Origin of the sequence: Microcoleus sp. Pol10D4, assembly GCF_036701555.1 — a bacterium.
Taxonomy (GTDB): domain Bacteria; phylum Cyanobacteriota; class Cyanobacteriia; order Cyanobacteriales; family Microcoleaceae; genus Microcoleus.
Genome location: NZ_JAUBRA010000031.1, coordinates 21,847 through 34,922 on the forward strand (window position 1 = coordinate 21,847; position 13,076 = coordinate 34,922).

9 protein-coding genes are annotated in these 13,076 nt (G+C 48.8%); 5 read left to right on the top strand and 4 right to left on the bottom strand.

Annotation, left to right across the window (positions count from 1 at the left end; genetic code table 11):
* Positions 1–60: 60 nt before the first annotated feature.
* Entirely contained in the window at positions 61–2,148 is a 2,088-nt protein-coding gene (locus QUA36_RS16735; RefSeq protein WP_333458445.1) for a hypothetical protein, read from the top strand.
* Positions 2,149–2,206: 58 nt separating this feature from the next.
* Here QUA36_RS16735 and QUA36_RS16740 read toward each other — a convergent pair whose 3' ends face one another.
* Positions 2,207–3,151, bottom strand: a complete 945-nt coding sequence (locus tag QUA36_RS16740; RefSeq protein WP_333458446.1) for a hypothetical protein — start codon at positions 3,149–3,151, stop codon at positions 2,207–2,209.
* Positions 3,152–3,160: 9 nt separating this feature from the next.
* Positions 3,161–4,771 (bottom strand): glycosyltransferase family 39 protein, encoded by a 1,611-nt coding sequence (locus QUA36_RS16745; RefSeq protein WP_333458447.1) that lies wholly within the window; start codon positions 4,769–4,771, stop codon positions 3,161–3,163.
* A gap of 1,101 nt (positions 4,772–5,872) precedes the next feature.
* Here QUA36_RS16745 and QUA36_RS16750 point away from each other — a divergent pair.
* A complete protein-coding gene (locus tag QUA36_RS16750) occupies positions 5,873–7,933 on the top strand; it encodes an iron uptake porin (RefSeq protein ID WP_333458448.1) in 2,061 nt (686 codons plus the stop codon).
* 166 nt (positions 7,934–8,099) lie between these two features.
* Here QUA36_RS16750 and QUA36_RS16755 read toward each other — a convergent pair whose 3' ends face one another.
* Together QUA36_RS16755 and QUA36_RS16760 are read right to left on the bottom strand one after the other, a co-directional pair.
* On the bottom strand, positions 8,100–9,353 hold the full coding sequence (locus QUA36_RS16755; RefSeq protein WP_333458449.1) for an FIST N-terminal domain-containing protein: 1,254 nt from the start codon (positions 9,351–9,353) through the stop codon (positions 8,100–8,102).
* Positions 9,354–9,561: 208 nt separating this feature from the next.
* Positions 9,562–9,792: a hypothetical protein gene (locus QUA36_RS16760; RefSeq protein WP_333167038.1), complete on the bottom strand. Its 231-nt coding sequence runs from the start codon at positions 9,790–9,792 to the stop codon at positions 9,562–9,564.
* Between the two features lie 305 nt (positions 9,793–10,097).
* Between QUA36_RS16760 and QUA36_RS16765 the strand changes: the two genes are divergently transcribed.
* The 3 genes from QUA36_RS16765 to QUA36_RS16775 all read left to right on the top strand — a co-directional run bounded on the left by QUA36_RS16765 (position 10,098) and on the right by QUA36_RS16775 (position 13,076).
* Positions 10,098–10,334 carry a Calvin cycle protein CP12 gene (locus QUA36_RS16765; RefSeq protein ID WP_333167036.1) on the top strand — a complete coding sequence of 79 codons (237 nt, stop codon included), beginning with the start codon at positions 10,098–10,100 and terminating at the stop codon, positions 10,332–10,334.
* Between the two features lie 400 nt (positions 10,335–10,734).
* On the top strand, positions 10,735–11,355 hold the full coding sequence (locus QUA36_RS16770; RefSeq protein ID WP_333167034.1) for a DUF3177 family protein: 621 nt from the start codon (positions 10,735–10,737) through the stop codon (positions 11,353–11,355).
* A gap of 266 nt (positions 11,356–11,621) precedes the next feature.
* Positions 11,622–13,076 (top strand): hypothetical protein, encoded by a 1,455-nt coding sequence (locus QUA36_RS16775; protein WP_445301442.1) that lies wholly within the window; start codon positions 11,622–11,624, stop codon positions 13,074–13,076.

The following is a 13,076-nucleotide window of genomic DNA, read 5'->3' on the forward strand; positions in this document are numbered from 1 at the left end:
CTCAACAAACCACCACCAACCTGTGACGAATCAAGCGGGAGCCTTCAAGGGGAAAGAAAGATGAAAAAATTAGAATTTTTGCTACAGAAAGAAGGCGATCGCGCCTGGTTGCCCCTAGAAACCTCCGACGTGGAAATTCTAGAAGGTAAATACCGCGTGGTTGCTCGCATTCAGCATCCCAACACCGACATCGAAATTCGCGTTACCCATACCTCCTTTGACCAAGGGGCGCAGCGGAAAGTCCAAAGCCGATCGGCCCGCACCAACCCCGAAGGATTAGTCGTGATCATTCCCTACACCAGGCTCAAACCCGGACTGTGGGAACTATCCTGCTTGCCAGATCCCAAATCAACACCACTAAAACCTTGGCAGTACGGCGTTCAGTTGGAAGTATTGCCCGCAGAATCGGACACCTCCGAACCCCTACCGCCGATCGACCAAACCGAACCCGCAGCTTCCGCAGCAACCCCACAAATCGCAGCACCGGTCGATCGCGCAGCCCCACAAATCGCAGCACCGGTCGATCGCCCCGCACCAACCCAAATCCCAGCAGCCGATTCAGCACCGCAGCAGACCAAAATTTACCAATTCCCCATTCCCCAAACCCCCGAACCCAAACCGGGCGTCAAACTCGAACTCGTCCTCGATCGAGAAACCTTCGTCACCCAACTCGGTCGCCCCTTAATCATTTCCGGCAAAATCGACATTCCCCAACACCCCCAACAAAGCAGAAAAACAGCAACTCTCATCCCCGAATCCGAAGCGCTAGAACTCAAACAACTCATCGGTTCAGCACAACTGCAAATTTACCTGCGCGACCCCCAAACCTCAAAAATTCTCGCAGAAATCCAGCAGCCGATGCCAGAACAAGTTCCCCCCTGCATCTTTGCCTGCGTCACCTACATCCCAACCGAGTGCAAAAGCCGCCTAATTTTAGGAGAAGCAATTCTCAGCAGCGGCGGCGTCACCCTAGCCACCAAACTATTCACAATTACAGCCCGTTTAGAGCACCTTCTAGAGGAAATTAAAGACAATTTCATCGAAGAAAAGCATCAAGCCGAACTCTCCCCAACAGCCTCAAAACAGCCTGGAAGCGCCAAAAATCTATCCTTCCTCAAGCTAGTAGAAAAATCCTTAGACCCTCCCTCCCCTGCCGAAGCCCCAACCACTGAAGCCCTACCCCCTCTACTGGCTTCACGTCACACCCCAAGTGCAGGCGGTCTAGAATTGCCCGCATTCGGTAACAAACTGCCCGACAGCAGCCGATCGCAATTGCTTTCGGAAATCTCCAATTCGCCTCGAACTACCGAAGAGTCGATCGACCCACAAACCAAACCCTCAGACATCCCAAATCCCACTCAAACAGCCGAAATCGGAGCGATCGACAAAAAACCCGAAAACAGCCCCGAACCAGAAACAACAGCCCCAGAAACCCCGCCAGCACCCACAAAACAGGCATTTCAAACCTTAAACGTCGAAAGTCGATTTTGGTCGCGACTGAGTTCCCTAGCCAGCAACGGCGAATCCCCCGACTGGTTGAAAGCAACCACCCTGTCACCAACTCCAAAAGCCGCCGCAAATAGCAGCGACGAAATTGCCGTTGTGGAAGAAAGCAGCCCAACCCAGCAGCAATCCGAAACCAGCGAAACAATTTCCGATCCCAAATCTACTAGCCCGGAAGCCAGAGAATTTGTGGTTTTTGACGAACCCCCGCAACCGAAACAAGTTGGTCAAAAAACCACAACTGTCGCCGCAGAAGACACTCCCCCGACTCCCTACGTTTTGCCAGAAGATGAGTTAGTACCGATGCCCATTTTGGAATTGCCGCGCGCCGAAATCATCGCGGGCCAAGCTGTAAACGTGCAAGTGCAACTCCCGGAATTAATGCCCCGGATTTATGTGAAAGTTTGGGTGTACGATCGGCAAACCTACCTGATTCTCGACGGGCCGCGCTGGATTACCGAATTTAAAGCTAACGGGTTAGGAAACGTGCGAGCAAGTATCGAGTTAGAGATTCCCTACGGCTGCATGGAAGTCGAATTTGAGGCGATCGCCGTCGAAATGCAAACTCAGCGGGAAAGCCACAAAATAAGCGTTCACCGCCAAGTTTTACCGCCAGCCGGGCCAAGTTTGCCCCTCGAAGGGTAAGCCCAAATCCGCGTGCATCCCCGTTTATCCCCTGACATCTGCGGTTAAAAAATCCTACTTACTTCCCCGCCAACTGCCGAAACTTCTTCTTAAACTTATTCTTATACACGTAGATCGATCGCTGTAAATCCTCAACTTGCAGCGACATATCTGCAGCCAAACCCGTGCGGTTCCAAACATCCTCCTCACACTTGCGGCGGCAAAAATTCATCGGTTCCGAGTAAACTTTCCCACTAGATAAAGTTGGCTTCGGCCCGCACCAGTGAATCACAGTCGCCTGAGTGCGATCGCCCCCAGGCCCGCTTTCTTCCACCGGAAACCGCTTTCTCAGCAAATCCTGGTCAAAATCCGGCACCAACAACTGCATATCCACATTCTGCACCCGCAGCCGCTTTTCTTGTGCCGCCCGGAAAATCATAAAGTTCAAAAACCCCATTTCTCCGTACTTAAATATCCCCGGATTTGCCGCCGTAAAATCTAAAATTTCCACGTATTCTTCCAAGCTAAAAACGCCGCGTTTAGCAAAGAAAGTACCCGTGCAGAAATAGTTCGATCGCGATTCCGACCACCGAAAATTCGGAAAATGCTTCTCAACGCCCGGAATGTCAAAGAAAAATTCCGAAACATCCGCATCCGGGTACTCGTAACAAGGCTTGTCTACAGTAAAATCAAACTCTTGAAAATTAGCCAATTTGAGAACATCGCCCCAGACGATCGTATCGGCATCCAAAACCATAAAATTTGACCACGGACTTTCCCAGAAAGCAATCATTTTAGTTTTGCCCCAACCAAAACTTCTTTTCCTGAGAACCTCTTCAGAAACGGTTGTGCGATTGATAACCCGCACCCCATAGGATTTTTCCAAAGCACTCACAGAAAACGTACCGTCAATCAACAGACAAATCGGCACATCTCCCAGGAAATAGCGGATGCTAGCACAGCAACCCTTAGCAAACAGATAATCTTGGTCGCAGCAGGCAATAATAATACCAAAGTCTTCCATAAACCCTCACTATTTTACTAACTTGCCTAGCCACAGCGTTTCGGTTTTTTGTTCTGAAAGCAGCTCGATTTTCAAGTTTTGCATTTTCGCCAGCTTAGCACTAAACTTCTGCAATCGCCCGTAGACAAAAACATCGCTAAAACCGCTAGGAATATTGGGTATAGTTGGTCTGCCAAACAACTGAGCTCGACGGCGCGCTTCTGGGTCAAGCAACACCAATTGCAGCCGCACTTTCGGTTCTAACAAATGACTCATTGACAGTATATTTCCCAGACTGACTTCCGAGATATCACTGACAAGCAGCGGCTTTGGGGCACGATCAATCCTGCGAGCAATTTCGGGATTTTCCCTGCCCCATTCCTTCGTCCACCAAGTCTCGGCTTGAGAACTAACGGCATTCGACAGCAAGCCGCCCGTTAACAGTACAACTGTCAAAACTTTCCACATTTGCCGTTTCGAGCTTGGCACGCCCAGCGCGGTAATTTTAGTCGCTAACAGGTAAGCAACAGCGATTTGCATCCCCAAATAAGTCGGAAATAGGTAGCGAGCTTTAGTCGATCGGATTCCTCCCAATATAACATCCGGCAGCACGAGTGCCAGTGCTGTCACCGCCATCATCGTCACCACAAACAGCCAAACCTGTTTGTTCGTCTCCGAACACAGAAAATAAACGGCATACCCTACGATTGTCAATAAAATTAAAGTCGCTGCCACTAAACCAATAAGATATACGGATATCGCATTAGAACTTAGCCCGAAATCGAAAAAAACGCGACCGATATTTCCGACCCAATTCTTAACTAAAGATAGCCTCTGACTTTCTAGATTTGCCCAACTTATCGCACCGGATGCTGCACTTTTATTTATCACTAAAATTACCATCCAAGGTAGAAATACGAGCAACGACACGGCAATTGCTATCGAGTAATTCACTAGCTTTTTGTTAGACCTAAAACCTTGAGTTCCTAAGATATAAATTCCGTGTCCTAACGCAACTAACAGACTAAATAAATGAGTGTAAAATCCCATAATATTTGCTACTGCGTAAATGCTCCAACTTAGCTTGTTTTGCAGCCGCAGTGCTCGCAGCAGAGAGGCACAAGAAAGCAAAATCAGGGCCGGCCACAAACTATAGGGACGTGCTTCTTGAGCGTAAAGCACGTGCAAGGGAGAAACTGCTAGCAATCCCACAGCTATCCACGCCACTTCCGGCGGTGCAAACAATTCTCGGCACAGCCAGTACAGTCCAGGAAACGCTAACAAACTCATCCAAACTGAGAAACTTCTCGTCGCTGCGGGAGAATCACCGAATAGTTGTGCCCAACACTTGACTACCAGAAAATATAGTGGAGGCAGTTGAGGTTCTTCTATTGCCAAACTTTTAACAGTATCGCCAAAATTTTTTGTCGCATTGGGGCGCTGATATTTCATCAAATCTTTTGCCCCTACTAACTGACCGCTGCTTATTTCATGAAGCACTTCTGTTTGCGTGTATCCAGAAATCCGCAGGGAAGTAAATACTTCATCGTACCAATAATATTTTTTGTCGATGTTGACGAAGCGAAAGAACACTCCTAATAGCAATAATACCACTACTAAGAACCGTACTTTACTTTTCATTACCGTCATACATGGTGTAAAAAAAGATAGATGGTACGCCTCAATGTAACATAGCATATAAGAGCGAGTGCATTGCCCAATCTACAGGTTGTTCGATCGCCCTCCCATAATTTGCAGCATTTACTTGTGTTCTTAGCACATTAAAACCGTCTTGGATGCACTCCTTACTCTCATAAACTCGGTTTTTTAACTTCGAGCGATCGCCCAAAAGCAAGTATTTGCGTTCCTAAAACCCGGTTGATGCGTCCAGGAGGGCCGGAGAATCAATGGATACTTTGGCAGTGGCATAAATCACAGAGAAAATGTGCTTTGAGATCCCGAGGCTGTGCCAAAAAAATAACTGGTTGTCAAACGCAAGACAACGAGGCCACAAAACTATAATTTCAGCTAACAGAGATTCAGTCGGCTGCTGCTGCCAGACCGCAAAAAAATTGTGTTAAAGTAGCGGGAAATTGAATCCGCCGATGACCCGTCTCAAAAATGGCGATCGCCCTGGCAAGTCCAGACGGCAGCGGGCATCAAAAAACCAAAATTGGTCAAGCCTGAACTTTGGTTTGGATCGGGTAAATCTACCAGCCTTTAGCTCTCAGTTTCCCACTCATGGCGGGAAAATAGCCCCTGCCGGGTCGCGAGGTTTAAAGTTAGGTTAAAAACCTTGACATTATAGGATATAAAGCTGTATAAGGGATGCGACAAGCAGCCACAATCCTACCTATAACTGTCTGTTAAGTCTGGCGTAACGCAGGACTCTGGGCAGTTGTCAGTTAGAGGCAGATTGTGGTCGAACCCGTAGAACCAGTTGTCGATCGCCCGCAAAGCAACTCAAGCAAGTCGGGCGATCGAGAGATGAAATTAGCAGGTGATGGTATAATCAACCGTAAGGTAATGTGGGCTTGACCTGAATTGATGCCGGGGCGGTATAAGGGCTCAGCCCCCTACGTTCAAGCAGAAGTAGACACGCCTACTGTGAATCAACAGTGAATCAACAGTTATGGATAGGTTCTATTTGGGCAGTTATTGTCAACAGGCAAGCAACCACAAAAATTAGCAGTTGGGAATTGCTGCTCGTCGAGTTGAATAGAGTGTGAAGGTGTGAGGAAAATGAACAGAACTTTTTGGAATTTACTGCTAGTATCCCCGGCAATTCTGGGGCTATCATCAGTCATGAGTGCCACTGCGATCGCCGCAGAAGTGACCGCAACCGCTGAAGCCAACCAGCTAGCTACAGCTCAGTCATCTGAGTCAAAAATTGCAGAAATAGTTGGAGAAATAGTTGCAGAACCAGTTGCAGCAGCCCCTGCTGCCCCAGAAAACCTGGCTTTAAACAGCAGCGTCGAAGCGGCCCAAACCCCGGTCGTTAACGAAGCAGACGCTGAAAAACTAGCCTCAATCGAACCAGAAACCAGCGAAGCAGCACTGCAAACAACACTGCAAACAACAGGGAGCGACATCGAGCTAGCAGCCCCAATTGCTCCGACCAGCGCAGCAGCAGCGACTGAACCCCTAGCAGCAGCAGGCACAGCCGAATCCTCGCCCCAAGCATCAGACTTGGCAGAGCAAATCAGCCAGACAGACGCCCCTGGGAAAATTGAAGTGCCAGCAGTCGCCAGCACCCCAGCTACTACCCCAGCTACTAAGGTAGAAATTGCTCAGACACCAGCCCCCGGAATGGGCGGCCCCATCGTCCCTGTTGCTCCCCAAGCACTGCCTGCCCAACCGTCGGGAACCATGTCCCAGGTGACATCAGTCACTCAGCTCTCCGACGTGCGCCCGACAGATTGGGCATTCCAAGCCCTGCAATCCCTAGTCGAACGCTACAGTTGTATCGTAGGTTATCCCGACGGCACCTACCGCGGCAACCGCGCCCTGACTCGCTACGAATTTGCAGCCGGCGTCAACGCTTGCTTAGACAACATAACCCAGCTAATTGGGTCAACAGGTAACTTGGTTACCCGAGACGACTTAGCCATCCTGCAACGCCTGCAAGAAGAATTTGCAGCCGAACTCGCTACCCTGCGCGGACGAGTAGACGGCCTAGAAGCTCGCACCGCAGAACTCGAAGCCAACCAGTTCTCCACCACCACCAAGTTGAATGGAGAAGCCGTTTTTGCCGTCAGCGACACCTTCAGCGGAGATGGTATCAGCCTTGAGGACGACGACACTGTCACCAACTTCGGCTACCGGGTGCGCTTGAACTTATTGACAAGCTTTACCGGTCGAGACTTGCTCAGAACCCGGTTGCAAGCGGGTAACGTCGCCAACTACGGAGCATCAACCGCTACGGGTACTAACATGGCTCGCCTAGCCTTTGATGGGGGTGATAGCAGCGAATTCACACTAGACGAACTGTACTATCGTTTCCCGGTCGGTCCGGCTACAGTCTTTGTCGGTCCTAAAGGACTTGACCTGGATGAAATTGCAGACACGGTAACACCCTTTAACTCTACGGGTACTGGTTCAATTTCCAGATTTGGAGTTCGCAACCCGGCCGTATTCCGCGGGCCGCAGGGAGCTGGCGCAAGTTTGACTTTCAACTTGGGCCCCCTCCGAGCTACTGGGGGCTATCTTGCCTCCGACGGCGATGCTCCCGACCCCGCAAACGGCAGGGGCGTTGCCGACGGTTCTTTCAGCGCTCTGGGTCAGATCGGCTTTTTTAGCAAACCGTTTGATTTGGCCTTCACTTACACCCACAAATACAATCGCGCAGGCGATGTTGGCATCATGGGCGGTACGGGCAGTGCCTTGGCTAACCGGCCCTTCGGTCAAGCAACCACTCAAGCAGATAACTATGGCGTGCAAGTTAACTTCAAACCCAGCCGCCGCTTTCAGCTTGGTGGCTGGTACGGTTATACGAAGGCTGAACAACTGCGGGGGGGCGGCAATGACGCGACGATCCAGAATGGTGCTATCACTTTGGCCCTGGCAGATTTTGGCCGGCAAGGCAACCTCCTCGGTTTTGTCTTCGGTGTACCGCCAAAAGTTACTGAGAGTGATGTCGCCAGAAACCGCGACACCTCTTATCACTTAGAAGGTTTCTATCGCTTCCAAGTCAATGACTTTATTTCGGTGACACCGGGCGTTTACGTGATTCTGAATCCCGAACACAACAACAACAACGACGATATCTGGGTCGGACTCCTGCGTACTACCTTTAGTTTCTAAGGTTTCCAGACATCGAGTTACAGCTAAAAGCGGCAGGCGACTGCCGCTTTTATTTATTGGTCATCAGTCGATCGATTTTAGATTTTAGATTTTAGATTTTAGATTTTAGTGAACAGTTAACACTCATCAGTTATCAGTCAACATTTAACACTCATCAGTTCACAAATTATGAATTTTGGCGGCAAATCCCGAATACGGAGGTGTAGCCGTGCAGAAATGTGCTACCGCCGACGGGGCCGATTTCGCCATTGCAGAAAAAGCCACTCAGAGGGATGTTTTTGAGGTATCGGCCAAACAGTCGGGAGTCAAAGTTCGATTCGCCGTAAAGCCCTTCACCGCGCCCCAGACAAGAGAACATCAAGGCTCCGGCGCTGGATGTACCACTGTACTCGGCGGCCCGCTGATAGCGATCGAGCAGCATTTCTAGGTCTTCTGCGGAGGTGCGCGCGTCCCGCAGGTGAAATTGGATGCGCTGTCCGGGACGGACTCGATCGCCGATCGCAATTGCTCCCACTTTCGGATCTACTCCCAACAGATTGCGGATTAAAAAATCTCCCGGCTCTAATGTCAGCTTGAATTCATCGCTGACTAAGCCTACAAATAACGAGTGCTGCGCTAATTCTCGGTCTTCTTCGCTCAAAGTTTGAACTAACTCTCGCAGAGCCTCTAAGGGCGATCGCTCGATGCCCCCGCTGCCGCTATCGTCGGTTTGTTCTTCGAGTTTCAGCAAAATATTCCGCTCTCCTTCCGTCACCCGATAAGGATGCCCGATCAGCCTGCAGCCTTGAGCTACGATCGTTTCCAAAACTATATTGCCGCTCAAAGCTACCCCAACCGTCCCTTCTCGGTAAAGCTGATAGTCGCAAAACAGCGCCGGGCCCCTGCCCGCACCGTCCCCGCCGGCGAGCCCCCCTACCTTCGCCGCACCCGGATAGGCATAATCTAGCCCTTGCAGCAAATCGTTAATTTTTGCGGAAAAGGGGTCGGCCAAGATGATAAACTGCGGTTCTTCTTGGGCAGGCACGCCCAAGAGATCCACCCAAGTATCCGGGGGACTATCTAAGTCCGGCAGTTCTTCTGCACCGACGTGAAAAGTTCTGACATTCACTCCCGGCAAGCGCGCCAGACTCAGGCTGACTGCGGGAGATCCCTCGACTTCTTCGGTGAGGCCGCCCCGGTTCCTGCCGATGACTCCTCCCCCGCCGCAGCCAAGGATAGCGGGTACTGGCAGCAGTTCTCGGAGTAAAGGCATCAGCCGAGAATACTCGCTGGCAAAGGCAGACGAGATAAATATCAGGGCTAAATCAGCCGGGCCTTCTAGGTCGCGATCGGCTTGTTCTATAACTTCTTTGAGGGCGGATTCCAAAGAGGGACGGGTTGATAAAGCGCTGACCCATTGCATTTGGTTTTCGGTGTACATAAGCCAAACTTCTCTATAAAACTATCTCTATACATTAGGCTAACCGGAACTGGCCGCTGGGGGGACGGTATTCTTGGGCGATCGATTCCCCATCGATTGCCGTTCTTGTGTTAACATAAGTTAACATGAGTGTCCCATTAATCTGTTGAGTGTTAAATGCCGTATTCAGCTAAATCTTAAAAGATAAAGCTCAATACAGTTTGACACACTAACCTGGTGTAATGTTTTCATCAAAAGTAAGGTCAGCTCGACCTACATTGATGCCTGTGGACTCTTCCCCCGCCGACGGGGTAGAGTAAAGCAGGAAGTAGATACGGCTGCTGCGATCGCAGTTATGGATGGTTTTTCTCTGGGCTGCTGCAACAGCAGCGCATCTCAAGCTATTATTAGCTGGGGTCGCCAGACAGAAACTGCCCATCCAACCCAAACTAACATCCAAAAAGAAAACCTTTCTTACTTAATAAGGTCAACGACCCAGGTCTAAAGACACGCTCGCTTCGAGCCTAAGACTTAAACCACTGTTGACCCGCCTAAGACTTTAGAAGTCTACGTTTTTTGAGTTATGACACCAAGTGGCTGCTTAGCTAGTCCCTTGCTCTGTCGTTAACGGTTAAACATCTTTAATTTGGGTTAAGGACGTGCCGTTAGCCGAACAAGCTCACTAAACAAAGGCGCGTGCTAACATTACCTAGAAATAGGTCGGGGACAACCATATTCTCCTACACTTTCCTACCAACAAGTTTTATGACAACAACACCTGCAGGCAACATCCAAGAAAAAATTGAAGAAGAACTAGAAAGCGCTCGTACCGTCTGTGACGCCAAGGGCGCCACTTCCGGGGAATGCGCGGCGGCGTGGGACGCAGTTGAAGAACTGCAAGCAGAAGCTTCCCACCAAAAGCAAGTAAAACCTAAGAATTCCTTTGAAAAATTTTGCGACGACAATCCTGACGCTGCTGAGTGCCGCATCTACGAGGAATAAACGAGCCATTTAGCTCTATGCCTTCCCTCCCGCGCCGAAATCTAACTTTTGGCGCGGGAGCATTTTATTTTAGGGGTTGAGCCTTGAAATAATGGTGAGATTTGCCCTCTATCCCAATACGGTTTAAGTCCGCCAGCTTCCCCCTCGCCCCCGAAGGGGGACAAAAATTTGCTCTTGCGTCCCCCAAAAGGGGCGAGGATGGGAAGGAGATATCTCAAGAATAAACACTTTTAACTCAAGCGTATTGCAGTCTATCGCCTCTCAAGTACCCTTCAAAGCGCGCCAAGTACCTTAGAAAAGGTAGCAGTAACTAAAACATTAAGACCATGTTCTGGTTGCTGATTTTTTAGCATTTTTGTAGTAAAATTTGTGACAAATAAGTGAGTATATTTTCCCAAAGATGTTGAGTCTTTTATTGGCAGCCACCGGGCCTTGGTTTCAACCGCTAGTCTGGATGGATTACCGGTTGTCTGTGTTATTAACAATTTCGATCCCGCTGGTAGTGCTGATTTGGGCTGTTGTGGCAAAAGCTGAGGCGATCGTCCGTTTGTCGATTATTTATTGGCGGGTGGCGAGTTTGCTGGCAATTACACTTTACCTGATGATGGCTGCGCTGCCTGTAAGCTTTGTATCGTCGGTGATTGGGAGGACCTTAATTCCTGCTAGTCTGTGGTTCTGGGAGGATTTAAACGAAGAAATTGCCGATCGACCGCAGTCGCCCCTGAAACTGGCTTTTACAGCTTGGCGGTGGGCGATTACTGTTTACAGCGGTTTGGGCGCTCTAGCTCAACTTCCCTTCTTAAGCTGTGCTTTTAAATCTCAAATCCAGGTAATTGACGAACCTTTTTGCCGCATTTGGTTAGACCCACCTTGGCTCTATAAACAAATGTTTCACCCTACGGCAACCCCTCAATTTTTGGGATGGTTGGGTCTGATAGGTTTAGTAATCTATGTAATTTACTTGTCATACTTTGTGCTTATTCGACTAGGAAAACAGGGGAGGTCAGCAACCGGAAATTAAGTTCGGTTTAAGTTAGTATTTTCCTCCTAAATTGCAGCTAAACTCTTCAACAAAAAACTCAAAAATCCCAGTCAAAAAAACCGGGGCGTATATACGAAAGAATCGAACTAACACCAGAGTAGCTGACGTGACGCCCAAAAACGGATACAAGCCGCCGACTCCTGTCGTGGAGATCTAAAAATTTTAGACTAAGGTTCAATCTTCCAGATTCATCTGTGGAGTAAATCTAAAATCTAAAATCTAAAATCTAAAATCGACTGACAGTAATGTTATTGGGAAAGACTGTGATGGATAGCAAACAAGCCTACTTACAGTGCTTAGAAAGGCTGATTTGGGCGATCGATCGCCTTGAAGCAACAGTCGAACCAAGTGAACTCGCTCGGATTGCCGAACTGATCGTTCAGCCGATGATGGGGCCCTGGCGGTTTTTTCACACTCCCGAACATATTTTTGATGTGGGGGGAAAGGAAGACGCGATCGAGGTTTTGGCAGCTTTATTTCACGATACCGTCTACGTGCAAGTCGATCGCAGCATTAACTTTAACGTCAGCTACTACATCACTCCTGTTGCCAAAGAGGTTAACAAACAACTACAAATTCGGGATAAATCTGAACTGCCTGCGGATGCTACCTTCGAGATGGTAATGCTGGTATTCAATTTTGTACCGGGCGAAGTCCTCAATCCTTTCGCTGGACAAAACGAATTTCTCAGCGCAGTCGTAGCAGCAAAAGCTCTAGAACCATTTCTAAAACGCGAGCAATTGCTTCAAATTGCAGGCTGCATTGAAGCAACAATTCCGTTTCGCACCGCCGATTCTGGAGTAACGGTAAGCCAGCGCCTCTATAACCGCTTGCAAGCAATTAATGGCTTATTTAACCTCAGTTTGACTGAGGAGGAAATGCGGGAAACGGTCAAAAAAGCTGTGCGAATCTCTAACCGGGATGTTATGAGTTTTGCTCACCATAGTTCAGCCCATTTTTTGGCAAATACCTGGAATTTACTGCCGGAAACCAATCACAATCTCATCTGCTGTGGTTTTTACACGATTCGCGACTACCGAGTTGCTTTGCTGAAGATGGAAGGTTTTATGAATAATCTCAAGCCAGAGATGATTTTCCGGCAGTTTGAGGGATATCCAGACGATCGCACATATCAACGCTGGGAAACTACTGCTAAGTACAATCTCGAAATTGCGAAGCTTTATTTGGGGTGCAAACTGTCTGCCCTAGCCTTGCTAGAAGCTCTTTCTTCGGATTTGGGGATTGAGGTTTCTCTGGCGATGATGATGGGAGGAATTCCGGCTCAAGCTGCTAACTGCGTGCGGCTGGAAAGCTTTTTTCCCGAAATAGAGAAACCTTATAAACCTAAAATTAGTTTAGAAGCGGAAGTATTGAATTTATTAGAAAATGGGCGGGCTAAAAGCACTTCTAATACCGATTTAGAGAGTTCGCCCCTGACAACATTTGTGGTGAAAATTGTTGGCTTTGACGAAATGCGCTATCAGTGCGATCGAGCTAAGGACTTTTTTCGAGAAAATCTAAACGCCGACGACTTTATTTCCGGCTTTAACCCGATAGTTACAGAAATTGTCATTGATTCAATTCTCAAGTTGTTTGACAGCCGGAAATCTACTATTTACCGATACTACGATATCACTTCTAAGTTAAGGTCGCAACCCCAGACCAATTTTCTAGATCGCCCTTTTCGTTCACATGGTTAA